Origin of the sequence: Aquimarina litoralis (assembly GCF_039523995.1) — a bacterium.
Lineage (GTDB): Bacteria > Bacteroidota > Bacteroidia > Flavobacteriales > Flavobacteriaceae > Aquimarina > Aquimarina litoralis.
The window spans coordinates 165,862-187,021 of the sequence record NZ_BAAAGE010000002.1; the positions used below are offsets into that span (position 1 = coordinate 165,862).

Below are 21,160 nucleotides of genomic sequence, written 5' to 3' on the forward strand. Positions count from 1 at the left end.
AACTTCGCTAGTTCATAGCAAATATATAACGCTTTTGTCAAACATCTTAACGTATTTGTATCATTTTAATAAATTACAGAATAAGTTTATTGTATTTAGAAATTTAAATGTTTTTAAAAAAAAACTCCATTAATCAAATTAATGATTAATGGAGTATAGGATACTGAACAAACAATAATTTCACCTATTGTTTTTTAACACACACAACTTTAGTATCCAGGATTTTGAGTAATGATACCATTACTAGCAAGTATTTCGGAATCGGGAATTGGGAACACATAATAGTTAGGATTAACAGTTTCTCCCATTTCCACATCCACGGTACCTGTTCTAACAAGATCAAACCATCGTTGTCCTTCAAAGGCTAATTCTAATCTTCTTTCATCTGCGATAGCTTGTCTAACTTCTATTTGTGTATTTGCGGTACCGCTTAAACTGGCTAAACCAGCTCTAGTTCTAATATCATCTAGTAGACTTAAAATAGTTGCTGATTGAGATCCATCTCCATTATTATTTTCATTAAGTGCTTCTGCATACAATAAAATAACATCTGCTAATCTCAATTCGATCCAATCTTGATCTGGATTTTCGGATAGATACTTTATTCCTCTAACTGCATCTTCATCCACCGTGAGAGCTTTTCTATTAACATCACCTGCCGCATCAAATGCAGCGACTAAATCTAAGTCCAATGGTTCAAAAGATTTTGAATCATTACCAATATACCAACCTGTAAACTCTGTAAAACCATATTCATCTGGAATTGAGCTTGATACTTGAGTAGCAAAAAGAATCTCAGAGTTTAAATCATTGGCATCCCCAAAAATATCAGCAAAGTTAGCCTGTAAAGTTACGCCTGCATCTGCTGCACCATTTACCACAGCTGCGAGATGAGATTCTGCACTAGTAAAGTCGCCTATTTGCATGTAAACTTTCCCTAATAAACCTTGAGCAGCTATTTGGGTAGCTCTACCGTTTGATAAGCCAGAATTATTTAGAACTGATATGGCATCTTGTAAGTCTGGGATAATAATATTATTGTAAATGTCCGCAGCTGGCTGTCTTGTTAAATCTAAGCTAAGATCTCCAGAACTTAGATTTACAGTAACATCTCCAAAAACACGCACTAGCTTAAAGTATGATAAAGCTCTTAAAAACTTTGCTTCACCAACATCTGTTGTATTTGCTGAATTTTCAATAACATTGTTTGCACTTAAAATTGATCTATACAAGGCAATATAAAACGGTTCAAAGAACTGATCTTCCATAACAATGAGATCACTATTAAATCTATCAAAAGATGGGAAAGGTTCTTCTATCATTAATGCATTATCAGCTCTAAAATCTCCCATTACTGCCATTGGAGTTACTGAACCTAATTGATAAAAGTATGCTGCATTTAGGACACCTTCAAAATCAGTTAATGAGTCTGAATTTGCGATATTTGATGGCACCTGGTCTAAATCTTCACAAGCAGTGATGAATAAGGACATTGCCAATAATAAAATGATTTTTTTCATTTTTTTCTTTTTTAAAAATTAACATTCAAGCCAAACGTAAAACTTCTTATGATAGGGCTTGCACCAACCTGAACTCCATATGTCGTCGGACCTGCGTAACCGCTATTTCCGGTTTCAATACCTTCTGGATTATATGAAGTGTAATCATCTCCCCAGATGTATAATAGGTTGGTAGAGGCTGCATAAATTCTAAGAGAATTCAAACCTATTTTGCTTATTAATTCTCTATTTAAAGTATAGCCTATAGTTAAATTTCTTAACGCTATGTACGAAGCATCTTGAATACCATGATCGGTTTGCCTTCTATTACCTATATAGTGCTCTCCATTATGATCTGCGATCCCATCATCATTTGCATCAAAAGTATCTACCAACCTACCAGACCATTGTGATTCATAGTAAAGAGGATCAATATTATAGACTTCTGCTCCGTGGGATCCCTGCCATTGCATAGAGAAATCAAAAGCCTTATAGCTTATAGAGGAATTTAATCCCCAATAAAAATCGGGTGTTGCTTGACCTATTTTTACATAATCATCGCTATCGATAACTCCATCTCCATTTTGATCAACTACATAGGATTCTCCCGAAGTATTATTAGGGTGTCTTGTAGGATCTTCTAAAAACCTCATTTCTACTTCACCAATAGTTTCTAAGCCCCACATTTCACCAATTTCTCCACCTACATAATTTCTAAATATAGGACCTCTACCACTTTGACCATATTGAATTTGAGGTAGTTCATCAACATTGTCTAGATCAGTAATTTCTGTATTCACCGTAGCTAGGTTTGCATTAATATCCCATGTAAAATTTTCATTTTGAATAAGACTAGCTGAAAGTTCAAGCTCTAGTCCGGAGCTCGTCATATCACCGTTGTTTACTATTATAGAAGGTTGACCAACAGTAGTGTAGGACACAGTGCTCCCTATTAGCATGTCTTCGATGTCAGAATTATAATAGTCTACGCTTAGTCTAAAACGATTATTAACAAACCCTAAATCAATACCATAATTTGTTTCTGTATTCGTTTGCCAGGTTAAATCAGGGTTATTTACATTTCCAGAAATTCCAAATCCAGTACCGAAAACAGTAGGAATAGGATTTAAAAGACTTTGCGCATCAAAATCATTTAAGAATGAACTGGTTCCTAGAGAACCTGTGCTAAATCTTAATTTTAGAAGACTTAAAGCATTTGATTTCCAAAAGTTCTCGTTATGAACATTCCAACCTAAGGACATAGCAGGAAAAACTCCATACTGTTTATTGGCTCCGAAACGAGAATCTCCATCTCTTCTAAGTGAAGCGGATACTAAATAACGATTGTCATATGCATATTGTACTCTACCAAAAACACTTTTTCGTGCTCTCGTGATTTCAGTTTCCGTTGTAGTAATATCTTCTGGATTTAATAGATTGTAGTTGATAATATCACTATTGGGAACATTAGTACCTACAAGTGAAGTGCCAGTAATGTAGTTATTTAAAAATTCGTAACCAATCACTGCATCAATATCATGTTTGCCTATAAGTTTATTATAGTTTAATGTGGTGGTGCTTAAAATAGATGAGGCGTTTCTAGTACTTTCGTCTAAATCCGTTTGATCGGTACGAGCTCTGGAATCTGCTCCTAAACCTTGATAATAGTAGTTTTGGGTATTATTAAAATCTCCTCCTAAGGCGGTCTTTAAAAATAAACCATCCATGATTTCATACTGTATATAGGATGAAAGATTTGCGAAATAAACTTTTTGCCAAGCATCTGCATTATCTAATTTTTGAGCAGGTCCAGCATCACCTGAACCCCCAATTCCATTATTATCTCTACCGTAATGCCAATCATCAACTCTATCTCCTGGTTGTAATTCATAGATACTTGTTGGACCAATACCACCTCTATAGCCGTCATCAAAAGGTGATAAACCTAATCCTTGTGCCTCTGCATCTAATGCTTGCACGAATGCTATAGATTCTGCTGTATGATAAACAGGATGAACACCATACGCTCTTAATAGATCTCTCATATCGTGCGCTAAGATGTCTCTTCTAGATGCAAAACCGTTAAAGCTTAATCCAGCCTTAAATTTTTCACCAGATTGGGTGTCGATATTTAATCGTGCATTAAATCTTTCAAACCCTTGGGTTATTGCTACCCCTTCTGCATTTTGATATCCTACAGATCCGAAAAACTTCGAGTTTTCGGAACCACCGGACATACTAAAATCATGATTAGTGGTAACACCAGTTCTGAACAACCAGTCTTCTGGACTAATGGCTCCAGGAGAATTTTCATATGCTCTTAATCGGTATTCTACGAAAGCTGGGTCAATTTGTGATAAATCCCAATTACCAGCAGCAATTTCCTGTCTTGAAAATGCAGCCCATTCAGGTCCTGATTTTAAGATGTTTTTGCGGTATTTATTGGAAATACTAATAAATGAATTATAACTAAATTGTGGTCTTCCAGATTTACCCTTTTTTGTTGTTACCAAAATAACTCCGTTCGCACCATTTGCTCCGTAAATAGCAGCAGAAGCTGCATCTTTTAATACTTCCAAACTTTCAATGTCGCTAGGATTTACAGTAGCCAAATTTCCTGAGATTTGATAACCATCTACGATGATTAATGGTCCAGAATCTCCGGAAAGAGAAGAAGCCGCACGTACTTGAATTTTTGGATTGGCACCTGGCTCAGGATTTTGATTTTGTATAAGTACACCAGATAATTTACCCGCCAAGGCTTCATCCACACGGGTTGCTTGTATTGCTGCAACATCGCTCCCTTTAACTTGAGCAATAGCGCCTGTATTGTGCGATTTCTTTCTAGTTCCATATCCTACAACAACTATTTCTTCTAATGCTTCGGAATCTTCTTCCATTTTCACATTTAAAGTTGTTTGGTTGGATATTGTAATAGTTTGGGTGGTAAGTCCTATGTAGGTAAACTGAAGTACATCTCCTGAGGATACCTGAATTGTATATTTTCCATCAAAATCTGTAACTGTACCGTTAGAGGTCCCTTTAACCAGAACACTGACGCCCGGTATAGGCGTATTTGTTTCTACGGATGTTACAATACCAGTTAACTCATAACCTTGTTGAGCATAGGAGTTAAAATGATACAATAACAATAGCGTAAACATTAAAAAGCTTTTAAATTTTACAAGTAATCGTTTCATTGTTTAGTTTATTTTAGAAATAAGCACATAGCCATTACCGGCTATTTTTAATTTGTGTGTATTGCTATTACTTAACTAAACATTAACAAGAGTAAAGGTTTAACTCTATATTATTTGTTACCTTTGTCAATGCGTATTTGTTTAAGTAATAAAGCGTATTATTCATTTTAACAGACTTCTCTCTCGAAACTTGAAGTGATAAATAGAATAATTTAAGAGGATAGGTTTCACCTGTCCTTTTTTCATTTAATGTTTTAATTTACATAGGCAAGGATTATTAGGTTCTACAGTATTGGTATAAATCATTAAAATGTATTTTCAAGCTTTCTGTAGCTTGATCCGGATCATTATTTTTTATTGCATTTACGATATCTTGGTGTTCTTTAATTAGCGTAGAAAAGTTGGTTTTATCGCAAATTTTATTTGTAACGAAATTTGTTATTATTTCAGGTGTTATAACGAGCATTAATGAGTTAATGACACTATTACAACTAGCTTCTGCTAATTTTAGATGAAATAGTAGATCTTCATCGATAGCATTCTCTCCATTAATAGATTTATTTATGTAAGCTTCATGAGCAAGCTCTATTTGATAAAGTTGTTGCTCTGTTCTGCGAACAGCAGCTAGTTTAACAGCCTTTGTTTCTAAGATCAATCTGGTTTCTACTAATGATTTAAAATCAGGTGTTTGTAAATGTAGGATATTGGCCATCATAGAATTCAATGCACCTACACCTATTTTGGAAACAAAAGTTCCACTTTTAGGATATTTTTTTACAAGTCCGTAAAACTCTAATTTTTGAATTGCTAGTCTTAATTGACTTCTACTAACGCCAAATTTTTCCGATAAGGTTCTTTCTGAAGGTAATTTGTCTCCTGGTTCGAGTTGACGGTTTATAATTAATTCTCTTATTTTAGAAATAACCGTTTCTATTTCATCTCTAGGAGATAATGATTCTGGTTTCAAGTTAGTTTTCATAGTTTATAATTGGTCAACCAAATTGGTTAACCAAATATAAGGTAATTATTTTAACCTGCGTATTTTTTATGTTAAAAAATGATGGAAATACTAATTTAGTACATCATTTTATTAGGAATTATCATTTTGTTGCGTAAATGTTTTAATCATTAATTAAGGAAATTATGGAATTAAAAAAGGCTGAGTACAATAGCACTCAGCCTTTTTTATATGGTATACAAACTCGGATTTTATTTCTGGAATGTATTAATGATTAATTATCATTATTATCATTTTCCTCTTTTTCCTTTTCTTCTTTTTTTCTCTTCTTTTCTTCAGCTTTTTTACGCTTTTCTTCTTCCTTTTTTCTTTTCTTTTCTTCTTTCTTTCTTCTTTTTTCTTCTGCTTTTTTACGCTTCTCTTCTTCCTTTCTAGCCTTTTCCTGTTCTTTCTGTAATTTCTCGTAAGCAGCATCTATATCTTCTTCGTCCTCTGCGTCTTTTTTGTCATCTGCTTTATCTTCTTTAGCATCAGGTTTTGTATCAGAACCAAGCTCTTTTTCCATTTCTTCCAGCTTCTTGAGTTCTTCGTCTATCTGTTTCAGCTCATCATCCACACCTTCATCTTGCTCCATCTTATCCAATTCGGCATCGATGTCCTCAATCATTTTTTGCTTTTCTTTTTCTGCCTTTAATTTTGCCTTTTCGGCTTGTTTAGCAGCTTTAGCTTCACGTTTTAGACGTCTTCTTTCTTCTTTCTTAAATTTCTTTTCGTCTTTTTTATCCTGCTTCTCTTTTTCAATTCGTTCACGTTCTAAACGTTGCGCCGTTCTTCTTTCATCTAGATCTTTCTCCATCGCATCACGATGACTACCATCTTCAAAATCATTAATGAATGGAGTTTGCTCTTGTTTTAAACTGTCGTTTTCAATTTCTTCTATTTCTTCATCTAACTCCAGTCCATCTTTATCTTTTTCTTTATCTTCTTCCTCTTCTTCGTTTTCATCCTTTTTGATACCGCTTTCGAATCCTGGTTTTTCAATAATTTCATCTTTGCGATGCCAATCAAACCGGTAGGAAGCACCAAGACTTACTCTAAATATGGATGGAGTATCTTTAAAATTGGTGGCGATGTTAGCATCTATTTGCAAATCTTGGTTCCATAAATAGGCACCACCAAGTCTTATAATGTTATCACTATAGAAATCACTCTTTTGTCCTTGATATTCACCAAATATGGCCCATTTGTCATTTAGGGTATGGGTACTCGTGATAATCCACCCATAAGCAGGGTTATCCGTAGTAATTTTATCTACAATAAGATTTGTAACTAATACCCAACTACCGGCATTGCTCGTCCACCAGTTGTTTTGAGTCATTATTACAATTTTCGGACTTATAGTGGCATCCGTTGGAAAAGTAAAAGCGTTATCTGTATTTACATAATTCATACCTACGTAAGCAGAAACCGCTGGAATTAAACTTTTCCACTTAAATCGATAACGTTCTTTCCAGCTTTTTAACTCATCATAATTGATAGAGTCATTTTCTTTAGGTTTTTTATACGGATCATAAATAAGGTATTTAACTCCTATAGTATTGGATTCAAAATCAGTTTTTCTGATTTTTTGTTCGTTAGCACCAATAGTTTGTCTGATACCATCGCTTCTAAAACTCCCATCTAAGCTAATTTCTAATTGTTCTATCAGTAACCCGTACCTTATATTATAATCAAAATTGAATGTACTTGATTTTGTATCAAATATTTTATGTCTTTCTCTTCCGAAACCTAATCCACCTTCGAGTTGTAATACATTATTACCAACAGAAAAGGCACCTTGAGAAACTCCAGGTCTGTTTGTATTAATCTTTTCAGTGTATTGAGCAGTTGAAGTTAGACCAAGTAGCAATAGGCTAACTACCAGCAGCATCGATTTAGGGCTCATATTCCATAGATTTGGTTCAAATATAGCAGATTTTATCATTTTTTTAGGATTGACTGCCGGTAATTGTATAGAGAGTTCCCTATTTTTGAAAAAAAATAATATGCAAGAGGCTTCTTTCTTAGGGGTATTAAAGGTAATTCTCATTCTGTTATTGATATATTACGGATTAAAGATACTAACGCGATTATTTGGTCCTCTATTGCTTAGATATGTAACAAAGAAAGCTGGAGAAAGATTTCAACAACAGTTTCAGCAACAGTTTCAGCAATATAATCAGTCTCAATCTTCAGGAGATAATGATGTAACAATAGATAAAAAGCCAAAACAAAAATCTACTAATAAAGATGTGGGAGAGTACATCGATTTTGAGGAAATTGATTAATTTGGCGGCTCATACATAAATTGTCATTCGCATGATGCCTTATCTAAAAAGAATTATACCTCACATCTTAGTGATTTTAGGTTTTATTATCGTTTCACTAGTTTTTTTCAATCCTGTCCTTAGCGGAAAAATGATATATCAAAACGATATTAGATTGTATGAAGGTACTGCTAGGCAACAAAATGAGTTTCGAAAAAATACTGGAGAGGAAACTTTTTGGAATAATGCAGCCTTTGGAGGGATGCCCACATATGCTTTAGGAGCAAAATTTCCTCATGACTATATGGATAAATTGGATCGATTGATTCGGTTTTTACCAAGACCTGCAGATTATCTCTTTCTGTATTTAGCATGTTTCTATGTGTTGTTACTTGTGATGCGAATTCCCTGGAAAATGGCAATTGTTGGTGCCTTAGCCTTTGGGCTTTCCTCTTATTTGATTATTATCATAGGAGTAGGGCATAATGCGAAAGCACATGCCATAGCTTATTTTCCATTAGTCATTGCTGGTATACTTTTAGTATTTCAAAAACGGTATGTCTGGGGATTTCTGCTTACCGCAGTGGCGATGGGATTGGAAATACAGGCAAATCACTATCAAATGACTTATTATTTAGGTTTATTAGTAGTTGTTTTGGGAATAAGTTATTTCATAGATGCTTTCAAAAAGAAAGAATTACCACATTTTCTAAAATCATCTGCAATTCTCATTACTGCGGCACTTTTAGGGTTGGCAACTAATGCTACTACTTTATTATCTACCGCAGAATATGCAAAAACAAGTATACGTGGTAAAAACTTATTAGCTGATGCTACAACTAAAAGTTCTGAAAAAAATGGACTGGATTACGAATATATAACGGCGTATAGTTATGGAAAGTTAGAATCTTTAAACCTTTTCGTTCCTAAATTAATGGGACTAGGTAGAGCTTCTGATTTAGGAAAAGAATCAGCTTTCTATCAAAAGCTATTACAGTTGGGCGAGTCTCCTGAAACCGCAGATTATTATGCCAATGTTACGGGCTTATATTGGGGAGCTCAACCTTTTGTAGAAGCACCTCCGTATTTAGGTATTACAGTTGTTTTTCTTGCATTGTTGGGATTACTTTTAGTAAAAGGTAGATTACGTTGGTGGTTACTTGGAGGGATTATTGTGTCGCTAACTTTAAGTTGGGGTAAGAATCTAGATTTTCTTACACGCTTTTTTGTTGATTATGTTCCTTTATATAATAAATTTAGGGCTGTTTCCAGTATTCAGGTGATATTGGAATTTGTTGTACCTATTGCAGCGGTATTTGGACTCTACCAACTTTTTAATGAAAAAACTGAGTTTAAAGAAAGACAAAAGAAATTCTTAATTTCTTTGGGCGTGTTTGGAGGACTATGCTTGATATTTTGGTTGTTTGGCGGAAGCTTATTTAGTTTTAAATCTCCTAATGATGTACAGTTAGCTATAGAACAACCAGCTATATTCGATGCTATCAAAGAAGATCGTATTACGATTATGAAAAGTGATAGTCTTCGATCTTTGTTATTTATTCTTCTTGTAGCAGGATTACTTTGGTTTACCTTAAAGAAAAAGATTTCTGAAAATCTAATGCTGGTCGGAGTTGGTATTTTAGTGATTCTGGATTTAGGAGGTGTAGATCGACGCAGTGTAGATAGTGATTCCTTTATTTCTAAAAGAGAATATAAACAATATTTTCAACCAACTCCAGTAGATAAAGAAATTCAAAAAGATAAGTCATATTATCGTGTATTAGATCAGGCAAGAGGGTTTAGAAATTCTCATACCAATAACTTCTTCAATTCTATAAATGGATATTCTGCAGTAAGACCTAGGAAGATTGATGATATTTATAATCAGCACATTTTACAAGGAAATCTAGAGGTTGTGAATATGTTGAATGTTAAGTACGTAATACAACAAAATGAAGATAGAAAATTAACGGTACAAGAGAATCCATCCATAAATGGACCGGCATGGTTTGTTTCTGAACTAAAATTTGTAGATGGTTATAAATCTGAATTCAATGCTTTAAACGATATAGATACTAAGAACACAGCTGTTATTAGAAATGAGTTTAAAGATGAGTTAGAAAGTTACAAACCAGTAAAAGATAGTGTTTCTACCATATCAATTTCGAAAACAGATCCAAATCATTTAGCATACAATATGTATGCAAATAAACCTGGATTTGTTGTTTTTTCGGAAACCTATTATAAGGATGGATGGAATGCTTATATCGATGGAACTCCTGAGACTGTTTATCCTGTAAATTATATGCTTAGGGGTATAAAAGTTCCTGCAGGTAAGCATACTATTGAGTTTAAATTTGAACCACAAGTAGTAAAAACGGGAAGTTCTATTACTTTGGCAAGTTCTATTATCTTTGGGTTATTGTTTTTAGGAGCTTTGTTTTTTGAGTATAAAAAGAGGAAAACAGATGTTTCTGAATAGCACTCTTACAAGGTTTTGAAAGTATTATTAATAACATATTACTGGCCTCCTGCTGGAGGTCCTGGAGTACAAAGGTGGCTCAAGTTTGTTAAATACTTCAAGGAATTCGGAATTGAACCTATTGTATATATTCCCGAAAACCCTACGTATCCTTTGATCGATGAATCTCTGATCTCAGAAATCCCTTCGGATGTTACTATTATTAAGCAACCAATTTTTGAACCGTATCGTTTTGCGGAAATTTTTTCTAAAAAAGATTCTAAAACTATCAGTAAAGGAATTATTGCTGGAAGAGATAAACAATCTTTTGTCCAGAAACTTATGCTATTCATTAGAGGTAATTTTTTTATACCAGATGCACGGAAGTATTGGGTAAAACCTTCTGTGAAATTTTTAAATGACCTTATTTCCATAGAAGATATAGATATTATTATTACTACTGGACCACCTCATAGTATTCATCTAATAGGGAAGGAGCTTAAGAAAAAACTGGATATTAAATGGGTAGCTGATTTTAGAGATCCTTGGACAACTATTGGTTATCATAAAAAACTGAAGCTTATAAGAAGCGCAAGAAATAAACATATACAACTAGAGAAAGAGGTGTTGTCATCTGCAGATCACATAACTGTTACGAGTTATACAACTAAAGAAGAGTTTTCTAGTATTGCCAAACAATCTATCTCGGTGATTACGAATGGATATGATACTGAAGAGGTGGCTAATATTCAACTAGATACTACTTTTACAATTTCGCATATTGGATCTCTATTATCAGGACGAAATCCAAAGAAATTGTGGCGTGCGATATACGACATTGCACAGGAGAATGAGGATTTTGCGGAACACCTGAAACTACGATTAGTCGGAGCAGTGAGCGAAGATGTTTTATCATCTATTAAGGAAGCAGGTTTATCGGATTTTCTAGAAATTAAAGGATATGTATCTCATAAAGAAGCTATAGAGATTCAGCGTAGTTCTCAAGTATTATTATTAATAGAAATTGACTCAGAAGAAACAAAATGTATTATACCTGGGAAACTATTTGAATATATGATCTCGGAAAGACCTATTATCGCTGTTGGCCCAAGAGATGCAGATATTTCTAAATTAATAGAAGAAACTGGTTCTGGAAAATATTTTGATTACAATGCTTATGATGAAATGAAACGTTTACTTCTTGAATATTTTAGTAAGTTTAAAGAAGGAAAACTTAATTCTCAGGCGATAGGAATTGAAAAGTATAGCAGACGATCTTTGACCAAAGAGATGTCTATGTTACTAAAAAGTCTGGCTAACGGTAAGCTTTAAAATTAAATAATGGGAATAGTTGCTAATCAATCGATCAAAAATGTCATCATTACTTGTTTAGGTTTTGGGATTGGTGCTGTTAATACCTTGTTTCTTTTTACAAAATTTTTGGAAGAGGAGTACTATGGATTGGTTTCTTATTTGTTTTCTGCATCAAATATTATCTGGCCTTTAATGGCCTTTGGAGTGCATAATACTGTTGTAAAGTTTTATTCTTCTTATTCTGATAAAAAGGAACAAAATAGGTTTATGACGATAATGCTCATTTTGCCTATGTGCGTCGCTATTATCATTGGTGCCATAGGTACAGTTTTTTATGAACATGTCTTAAGTTATTTTGAAGAAGATAACACTATTGTACAGCCTTATGTTTGGACCATTTATGTGCTCGCTATTGCCTTATCTTATTTCGAGATATTTTTTGCTTGGGCTAAGGTTAAACTTAAAAGTGTTTTTGGTAATATTTTAAAAGAATTGTTTGTAAGAACTTGTCTTATGGTATTATTATTTTTAGTGTATTTAGAAGTAATTACCGTAGTACAATTTATTTATGCGATTGTATTTGTATATATAGCGAGATTGTGCATTATGGCTATTTATGTATATAGATTGCTAAATTTTTCATTCAGCTTTTCATTGCCTTCAAATTTCGCAAACGTCTTTAAGTATTCTTTGTTGATTTTGTTGGCAGGATCTGTTGCTACTCTTTTGATTGATTTGGATAAGACAATGATAGAGCGTTATCTACCTATCGAATATGTGGCTAAATATGGTATTTGTGCTTATATCGCAAGTGTAATCATTATTCCTTCAAGATCGATGCATCAAATTACGTATCCGTTAACGGCAAAATTTATTAATGAAAAGAATTTTGAACAACTTAGAGTATTATATAAAAAAAGTTCTTTAAATCTTTTTGCTATCAGTGGTTTATTGTTCGTGTTGATTATATGTAATGTAAATCAACTTTTTGAATTAATTCCTGATGAATATGAATTGTTTATCAGGGTGGTAGTTCTTATAGGAATAGCAAAGTTATTTGATAATGTACTAGGCAATAATAATTCGATTTTATTTAATTCAGATTACTATCGTTTGATTCTATATATAGGGATTGCCATGGCAATTATTGCTTTTGTTCTTAATTGGTTACTCATTCCGGTATATGGAGTGGTAGGGGCTGCTATAGCTACAAGTGTAGCAGTATTTTGCTACAATGCTACAAAAGTTTTTTTGGTGAATATAAAGTTTGAAATGCAACCATTTTCTAAAAAGACTTTTCTAATTGTGATCATGATTATAACTTTTGTATTCGGTTTTTACTTTTGGGATTTTAATTTTCATCCTATAGTTAATATAGGTTTGAAAAGTATACTTATAGGAATTGGTTACATAAGTATTTTATATTTTTTACGAGTATCGGATGATATTAATAATACAATAAAGAAAATCCCTCGAGGTGCCTAAGCATACTACTCTGAGGGATTTTCTAACTAACCAACCAAAAAAATAAATTCTTTATATTAACTTCTACTTCTTGCTGTACGAGATCTAGAATTATTGGATCTTGTAGCTCTATTCGTAGAATTACTTCTTCTAGTTTTTACTTGAGATCTATTAGAACTTCCTTTACTAGTATATCGACTGTTATTAGAACGTTTTGTTACATTCCCAGATCTATTATTTCCGTTAGACCTTGAAGTTCTGGCTTTTGAAGAACCTCTTCTAGAGCTATTATTAGTTACAGCACTTCTAGTTCTCTGAGATCTGTTATTAGATTGTACTCTATTTCTACTTTCGGTATTTCTAGGTGTAACATTTGTTCTAGTTCTATCTGATCTTCTTACCTGACTTCTTGTATCAGTACTTCTAGTACTTCTATTAGTCACGGTGTTTCTACTTCTATTCGTTCTTACATTATCTCTGCTATTAGAGTTTCTTGTAATTGCTCTGCTTCTTGTCGTATTTCTAGAAGAATTTCTATTTACAGCAGTTCTGTTTCTATTTACTGTTCTTGATCTAGAACGATTTACTGTATTATAGTTACGATCATTTCTTTTATACATTGCCGTTCTTCTATCTCGAGTTCTATAGTCAAGACTTCTAGCTCTATTTACTCTATATCCTCTGTTGTATGACGCAACTCTTTGATTAGGTCTATAATATGTACGACTTCTATATGGTCTTGCATAATATCCATCAAAGTAGTTTCTTCTGAATACATTATACGAACATCTATAAGGAGTATAAAATCTTCTATAAGGTCTATTGAAAACGATACATCTGCTAACTACTGGTACCGTAAAATAAGCGTGAAAAGGATTGTATACATAATACCTGTTAAAATCATTAATGAACCCAGTACAGTTTACAAAATTACCATAGCTGTTATAGTTTACATATAATCCACCAACTCTAGATACTCTACCAAAACGGTTGTAGTTGATGAATACATCTCCAGCTTGACTAATTCTACCATAATAATCATAAAAGATCGGTACATTTTCTACCTGTACTACAGCTCCATAATCATCATACTGTACGTAGGCATCATAATTATATCCAGAATTAAAACTAATGTTTACTCCAGGACGATTGATGTTTACACTAACTCCTCCTCTTGGTCTGTTTACATAGAAATCAAATTGTCCGTCTGCGTATACTGAAAACTCAACCCCATTTTCATGAAAGATGAATGATTTTCCGTAATTGTAATAACGAGATACGGTTTCTGTATTTGTTTCCAATGCATTAGCACTAAAAGTTGCTAACACTAAGCCTGTAAAAAGTAAAACAATATTTTTCATAATCTGTGATTTTATAAAGAGTGTAAAAATTAGTTTTTTGCACTCATTTATATAGTATCAAGCAGCGTGCCAAAAATTGCTTTTCCACTTATGTTGGACATAAAATTATTATTTATACTAGACCGTTTTTGTAGTTTAAGTATTTGAAAAACAGTTATTTGTTGTTGTTTTGAGTATTTGCAGGTACGAGATGGCTTATCATTCCTAAACACTATATAGGATATGTACTAATTTTAATTTTTAATAGGCTTGATCATAAATAATCAATATATAAAAAGAAAACCTGCTACCAAATGGATAACAGGCTTTCAAAAACTAACCAACTAACTAATTTATTCTAATCATCATCATCGTCGTCATCGTCTCCTCGATAATGCTTTTTATTTCTTTTTCTATTTTTATAATAGAAATCATCTTCCTGGTTCCAATTGTTTTCATTTGATCTTCTTTGATAACTATAATATTGATCCTGTGGTGTACTACATCCATTAATTCCATTGTAATAATGAACGTTACCTTCTATATATCTTATTTTGCCTCTTTTGCCGTAATAGATATGTAATCCACCTATTTTGGCAACTTTTCCTCTTCTGTTATAACGAATAAGAACAGAACCTATTCTTCTTACCTGGTCAAATCGATTATAGCCCATTGTGATAAGACCAACTCGTTTCAATCTTCCGTAATAATCATATTTTACAGTAAAACGATTGCTATGTCTACGATAGTTTCTGTTATGCCCTGGAGAATTATAATTAGAAGAATTCCAGTCCCAATTACTATAATTTCTTCTTCTTGGAGTTCTAAAATCAACTTCTCCATTAGGATACACAAGAAATTTCACACCATTTTCGACAAATACAATAGGTTTTGCATAACGATAGCGTTTTGTAACCCTATCTACTTGATCCGACTTTTTTTGATCGGCCGCTTGTGCAGCTGTTCCAACTAGTAACATTGCTGCAATAAAAAGTATTACTTTTTTCATAACTAAAATGTTTTTGGGTTTTATACCTACTCATTAGCTTTTCGGTTTCCGCTATTTGTGTAAAGTATATCCAAACGGCGTGCCAAAAATTATTTTACGTGTGCAAAACACTTTTAATTATTGTTGTGTATATGGGATAAAAAATGATAGGTAATTGGGGGAAATACTTTAATATTAATGTATTACTTGTTTAAAATCAATGAAATATAATTTTATCGATTAAATTGGTTATACGACGAAATTATGATTTAAAAAGACTTTAAGAATATATTTTTTGGATGGCTTAGATCTAATTTAGTAGAGTTAAAAAAGAATACTTTTAACAATAATTGGAGAAATAATATAATAATTGGGGCTATGAAAAATGTTATACTACTAACATGTTGTTTTATAATTGTTGGGTTATATGGACAGCAAAAAGAATATATTCTTAATACAGACTACACTAAAAAGATTATAGCAGAATCAAAGAATGTTTCAACCGTTTTTGGTATTGAAGAAAAGATTTTAAAACATAAAAAAAATGCACTCATTATTAAAGATACTTTACAACCAAATAATTTATCAGGAGTATTTATGAAAATGGGGAGGTATTTTATGATGAATGATACGCACAGTCAATATTCTAAATACGAATTGGTTTCCGAATGGCGTATTAAGGAATTAGGAATATCCGAAAGACATATAATTTTCAATAATTATAATACACTTATTGTCAATTTAGATGATATGAAGTTTTACTTTGTTACTGATGATTTTTTGGATAAACTAGATTATACGTCGCAAAAGAAAAAACTTGATAGACAAGCATATATAGACAATAATAGAAAATATAGTATATCTAAAACTACAAAAATTTTTTATCCCACGAAAGAATTTAAGTATTTATTAAGTGAATGTGCTTTGTATACGGATAAATTAAAAGAGCATGCGATAAGAGCTAATAAAGGAAATATGACCAAAGCTCAAATAAGGGAGTGGAAAAAGGATATTGTAGCTGCAAAATTATTGGATTATAGGATTAGTGACTTTCTTGAAGCTTATAAAATGGCGTCTTTAAAAAAGGATTCCAATTTTGTTAATCCAATTAATGAATATAAACTGTTTTCTAAGACGTTAACTGTTGCTTCTGAAGATTCTGGATTATAATCAAACATCCAAAGCATTTTGGATGTTTGATAAATAGGATCTCAATCAAAGTTTAGAATAATCTACTTAAGACTATTATAAATATCTTCGGGATCGGCTCTTTCTTTATAATCTTCTTTGATAAAATCATAAATGATCGTTCCATCTTGATCAATTACATAAGTTGCAGCTATTGGTAATTGTTGATCTTCATTACCATTGCTTTTTACCAAATCAATACCAAAACCTTTATACACTTCTGTAAGATCTTTAGGTAGTGTAAATACCAAGTTAAATTCATTAGCAACTTTATTATCGATATCGGAAAGTACTTCGAAGCTAAGATTGTTTTTTTCTGATGTGCTTAAGGAGTTATCAGGAGTTTCTGGGCTTATTGCTACGAGAGTAGCGCCAAGCTCTTCGAATTTATCTTGATATTGCTGTAGAGCTCTTAGTTCAAGATTACAATAAGGACACCAACCTCCGCGATAAAAAGACAATACCACTTTTTTGTTAAGTAATAACTCTTGTATAGAAATGGTTTTATTCGCTGCATTGGGTAATGAAATTTCTGGAATTTTATCTCCCGTTTTTAAAGCTCTCGCTGTAAGTTGACTATCACGCAGGTTATCAATTCCATTATTCATGATTTTCTGAATAGTTTCAGGGATTTTATTTGCTGATAGCGCTGCTTTTTCTTTTAATTGTGCTGTAAGTGACATTTTTTACGTTTTATTATTCCAGAACTTAGCCGAAATGGAACGCATGTCTTTACAGAATCAAATATTACAATTTTGTTAATTTTTTAAATTTTTTCAGCAAGATAATGCCCTGTATAAGATTTTTTGTTCACGCTTACTTCCTCAGGAGTTCCTTCTGCTATAATCATTCCGCCATTATTTCCGCCTTCTAATCCTAAATCAATAACATGATCTGCGCATTTTACTAAATCTAAATTATGTTCTATAACGAGTATGGAATGCCCTTTGTCAATGAGTTCGTTAAAGGATTTTAGTAATTTTTTGATATCATGAAAATGTAATCCTGTAGTAGGCTCATCGAAAATAAAAAGAGCTTTATCTTTCGTATTTCCTTTTACTAGGAAAGAAGCTAATTTGATACGCTGTGCTTCACCACCAGAAAGGGTAGAGGAGCTTTGCCCCAATTGTACATATCCAAGACCAACATCCTGCAAAGGTTGAAGCTTTCTGGTAATTTTTGTTTGATTATGTTTTGCAAAGAAATCGAGTGCATTATCAATGGTCATTGTTAAAATGTCGTCGATATTTTTATCCTCATAAGTTACCTCCAGTACATCTTTTTTAAATCTTTTTCCGCCACAAGTTTCACATTCTAAATGAACATCAGCCATGAATTGCATTTCGATCGTAACTTCACCTTCACCTTTACAGGTTTCACATCTTCCACCATCCACATTAAAAGAAAAATGCTTGGATTGGTAGTTTCTTATTTTTGATAATTTCTGACTAGCAAAAAGACTTCTTATGTCATCATAAGCCTTGATATAAGTTACAGGATTAGACCTAGAAGAACGACCAATTGGGTTTTGATCTACAAACTCTACATGTTTGATATTACTGTAATTTCCTTTAAGCTCTGTAAACTGACCTGCTTTTTCTCCATATCCTCCTAGTTTTTTTAATATCGAAGGATACACTATTTTTTTAATCAAAGTACTTTTTCCACTACCTGAAACTCCTGTAACTGCTGTAAACACTCCTAGTGGAATAGTAACATCAATATTTTTTAAATTGTTTTCTCTTGCACCTAGGATTTCTAAATAGTATTTAGAGGTTCTTCTGTTCTTCGGGACTTCAATTTGTAAATCTCCATTTAGGTATTTAGCGGTTAAGGAATCAGATTTTAGAATTTCTTCAAAAGTTCCTTCGGCTACCAAATTACCTCCATACGTACCTGCTTCTGGACCAATATCAAGAATAACATCTGCAGCCTTCATAATATCTTCATCATGCTCAACTACAATAACGGTGTTCCCTAAATCACGAAGGGATTGTAATACTTTAATAAGTTTCTCAGTATCTTTAGGATGTAGACCAATACTCGGTTCGTCTAAGATATACATAGATCCAACCAAGCTACTACCAAGAGACGTAGCAAGATTAATACGTTGGGATTCTCCACCAGATAAGGTATTTGATTTACGATTAAGAGTTAGGTATTGAAGACCTACATTATGTAAAAACTCTAACCTGCTATTAATTTCTTTTAAAAGTCTTTTTCCAATTTGGAGTTCATATTTATTTAGTTCAAGATTTTTAAAAAAAGTTGCCAGTTCATCAAGTGGCATTTCTACAAGATCCGTAATAGCTAATCCACCAACTTTTACATAACTAGCTTCAGGTCTTAAACGTTTTCCTTTACAGCTGGTACATTTCGTTTTTCCACGATAACGAGAAAGCATTACTCTATTCTGAATTTTATAAGCCTTTGCTTCTAGCTCTTTGAAAAATCCATCGATACCTTCAAAATACTCGTTACCACTCCATAATAATTCTTTTTGTTCTTCTGATAACTCAAAATAAGGCTTGTGTATAGGAAAATCGAATTTATAAGCACTATTGACAAGTTGATCTTTATACCAACTCATAGTATCGCCTTTCCAAGGAAAAACGGCTCCTTCGTACACGCTTAAGGATGTATTTGGAATTACTAAATCCTCATCAATACCAATAACATCTCCGTAACCTTCACATTCAGGACAAGCTCCATATGGATTATTAAAGCTAAACAAATGCACATTAGGCTCTAGAAAGGTTATTCCATCCAACTCAAACTTATTACTAAACTGACGTGTTTTTTGATCTTTTAATGTTTCTATATAACAAGTTCCTTTTCCTTCAAAAAAAGCTGAGCCTACAGCATCTGCTAGTCTATTATAAAAGTCTTCTTCATCTCGCTTAATAATACGATCAATTACCAAATGAACAGTATCTTTTTTATTAATGGTGGCATCTTCAATTCTAGATACCGTTTGATTAACTTTTACACGTGCATATCCTTGTTGTTGTAATACTTTTAGCTTTTCTTCAACAGTTCTGCCACTTTCCACATGTATTGGAGCTAACAACAATAGTTTTTCACCTTCTTCAAAGGTTTTTACATATTCGATAACATCTGTAACGGTATCTTTTTTTACCTGATTACCAGAAATAGGAGAGTAGGTTCTACCTATTCTTGCAAAAAGTAATTTTAGATAATCATATATCTCGGTAGTTGTTCCAACTGTGGATCTTGGATTTGTAGAATTTACTTTTTGCTCAATAGCAATGGCTGGAGCAATACCTTTTATATAATCAACTTTTGGTTTATTAAGTCGACCTAAAAATTGTCTTGCATAGGAAGATAAACTTTCTACGTACCTTCTCTGTCCTTCTGCATATAAGGTATCGAATGCAAGACTAGATTTTCCTGATCCTGATAATCCGGTAATTACCACTAATTTATTCCGGGGAATGGCTGCATCTAAGTTTTTGAGATTATGCAGTTTGGCTCCTTTAATTAATATATTTTGTTTGGGATCTAAGGTAGTAATATCTTGAATCATAGTCTATATGCGGTGTGAGCGCAAAGATAATGATAACTTAAGAAGTATAATAGTGTGCTTATATCGAAAGTTAAGTTAAAAAAATTAACACAAAATAGTTTGATTTTCAAGGATTGTTATTATATTAGCCCCTGTAAAAGTAACCAAATCTAAAAAAGAAGCGCCTATAGCACACCTTTACTTTAAAGTTTAACAAAGCCCGAGCCCCAAGCTTGTTGGTACTAAATAAAGTAATAGGTATGAAGGATTACACTATTTCAGACGCTGTGCTGGTTAATAATTACATCAAAGGTGACGAAAGCGCACTTTCTACACTAATCGAACGTCATAAACAACGTATTTACAGTTTTATTTATTCTAAAGTTTTTGATAGAGATGTATCAGAAGATATATTTCAGGATACTTTTATTAAAGTAATTCGTACGCTAAAACTTGGAAAGTATAACGAAGAGGGTAAATTTTTACCATGGGTAATGAGAATTGCACATAATTTAGTTATCGATCACTTTAGAAAAGGAAACAGAATGCCAAAATTCGAGGATAATGGAGAGTTTAGTATATTTTCTGTTATCAGTGATGGTGATTTAAATGCTGAAAAAAGAATTATTAAAGATCAGGTAGAGGAAGATTTAAGAAACCTTATACAAGAGCTTCCAGAAGATCAAAAAGAAGTTTTGGTAATGCGTATGTACCGTGATATGAGTTTTAAAGAGATTTCTGATAAAACAGGTGTAAGTATCAATACTGCTTTAGGAAGAATGCGTTATGCATTAATTAACTTAAGAAAAGTAATAGAGAAAAATAATATTGTTCTAACAAATTAACATTTCTTTATGCAATAAAGTAGAATTTGCCTCGTTATTTATAAAAAAATAACCCTTAATTTAAGATAAAT

General features: G+C 32.7%; 14 protein-coding genes. 6 read left to right on the forward strand and 8 right to left on the reverse strand.

Translation table 11 applies throughout. From position 1 onward, the window contains the following. Positions 1-209 precede the first annotated feature (209 nt). The 4 genes from ABD077_RS09695 to ABD077_RS09710 form a co-directional block, all read right to left on the reverse strand. Entirely contained in the window at positions 210-1,520 is a 1,311-nt protein-coding gene (locus tag ABD077_RS09695) for a RagB/SusD family nutrient uptake outer membrane protein (protein WP_343912124.1), read from the reverse strand. An 11-nt stretch (positions 1,521-1,531) separates the two neighbouring features. Further along, positions 1,532-4,699, reverse strand: coding sequence for a SusC/RagA family TonB-linked outer membrane protein (locus tag ABD077_RS09700; protein WP_343912125.1), 3,168 nt, complete (start codon positions 4,697-4,699; stop codon positions 1,532-1,534). A gap of 277 nt (positions 4,700-4,976) precedes the next feature. Further along, complete coding sequence (locus ABD077_RS09705; protein ID WP_343912126.1) at positions 4,977-5,678, reverse strand: FadR/GntR family transcriptional regulator; 702 nt, start codon at positions 5,676-5,678, stop codon at positions 4,977-4,979. Positions 5,679-5,931: 253 nt separating this feature from the next. Further along, complete coding sequence (locus tag ABD077_RS09710) at positions 5,932-7,602, reverse strand: transporter (protein WP_343912127.1); 1,671 nt, start codon at positions 7,600-7,602, stop codon at positions 5,932-5,934. 100 nt (positions 7,603-7,702) lie between these two features. Between ABD077_RS09710 and ABD077_RS09715 the strand changes: the two genes are divergently transcribed. Genes ABD077_RS09715 through ABD077_RS09730 form a run of 4 tightly spaced genes read left to right on the forward strand, consistent with a single transcriptional unit; the run spans position 7,703 to position 13,223 of the window. Beyond that, positions 7,703-7,984, forward strand: a complete 282-nt coding sequence (locus ABD077_RS09715) for a DUF4834 family protein (protein WP_343912128.1) — start codon at positions 7,703-7,705, stop codon at positions 7,982-7,984. 31 nt (positions 7,985-8,015) lie between these two features. Further along, positions 8,016-10,445 (forward strand): YfhO family protein, encoded by a 2,430-nt coding sequence (locus ABD077_RS09720; protein ID WP_343912129.1) that lies wholly within the window; start codon positions 8,016-8,018, stop codon positions 10,443-10,445. Between the two features lie 15 nt (positions 10,446-10,460). Continuing rightward, positions 10,461-11,756 (forward strand): glycosyltransferase family 4 protein, encoded by a 1,296-nt coding sequence (locus ABD077_RS09725; protein ID WP_343912130.1) that lies wholly within the window; start codon positions 10,461-10,463, stop codon positions 11,754-11,756. Positions 11,757-11,765: 9 nt separating this feature from the next. Further along, positions 11,766-13,223, forward strand: coding sequence for an oligosaccharide flippase family protein (locus ABD077_RS09730; protein ID WP_343912131.1), 1,458 nt, complete (start codon positions 11,766-11,768; stop codon positions 13,221-13,223). 56 nt (positions 13,224-13,279) lie between these two features. Here ABD077_RS09730 and ABD077_RS09735 read toward each other — a convergent pair whose 3' ends face one another. Both ABD077_RS09735 and ABD077_RS09740 read right to left on the reverse strand, forming a co-directional pair. Continuing rightward, entirely contained in the window at positions 13,280-14,563 is a 1,284-nt protein-coding gene (locus tag ABD077_RS09735; protein ID WP_343912132.1) for a hypothetical protein, read from the reverse strand. 337 nt (positions 14,564-14,900) lie between these two features. Further along, entirely contained in the window at positions 14,901-15,551 is a 651-nt protein-coding gene (locus tag ABD077_RS09740; RefSeq protein ID WP_343912133.1) for a hypothetical protein, read from the reverse strand. Positions 15,552-15,908: 357 nt separating this feature from the next. Here ABD077_RS09740 and ABD077_RS09745 point away from each other — a divergent pair, with 357 nt between their 5' ends. Further along, on the forward strand, positions 15,909-16,700 hold the full coding sequence (locus tag ABD077_RS09745; protein WP_343912134.1) for a hypothetical protein: 792 nt from the start codon (positions 15,909-15,911) through the stop codon (positions 16,698-16,700). A gap of 62 nt (positions 16,701-16,762) precedes the next feature. Here ABD077_RS09745 and ABD077_RS09750 read toward each other — a convergent pair whose 3' ends face one another. Together ABD077_RS09750 and uvrA are read right to left on the reverse strand one after the other, a co-directional pair. Next, on the reverse strand, positions 16,763-17,401 hold the full coding sequence (locus tag ABD077_RS09750) for a peroxiredoxin-like family protein (RefSeq protein WP_343912135.1): 639 nt from the start codon (positions 17,399-17,401) through the stop codon (positions 16,763-16,765). Between the two features lie 83 nt (positions 17,402-17,484). Continuing rightward, positions 17,485-20,265, reverse strand: coding sequence for an excinuclease ABC subunit UvrA (gene uvrA / locus ABD077_RS09755; protein ID WP_343912136.1), 2,781 nt, complete (start codon positions 20,263-20,265; stop codon positions 17,485-17,487). 239 nt (positions 20,266-20,504) lie between these two features. Between uvrA and ABD077_RS09760 the strand changes: the two genes are divergently transcribed. Beyond that, positions 20,505-21,089 carry an RNA polymerase sigma factor gene (locus ABD077_RS09760; protein ID WP_299602193.1) on the forward strand — a complete coding sequence of 195 codons (585 nt, stop codon included), beginning with the start codon at positions 20,505-20,507 and terminating at the stop codon, positions 21,087-21,089. Positions 21,090-21,160: the final 71 nt, after the last annotated feature.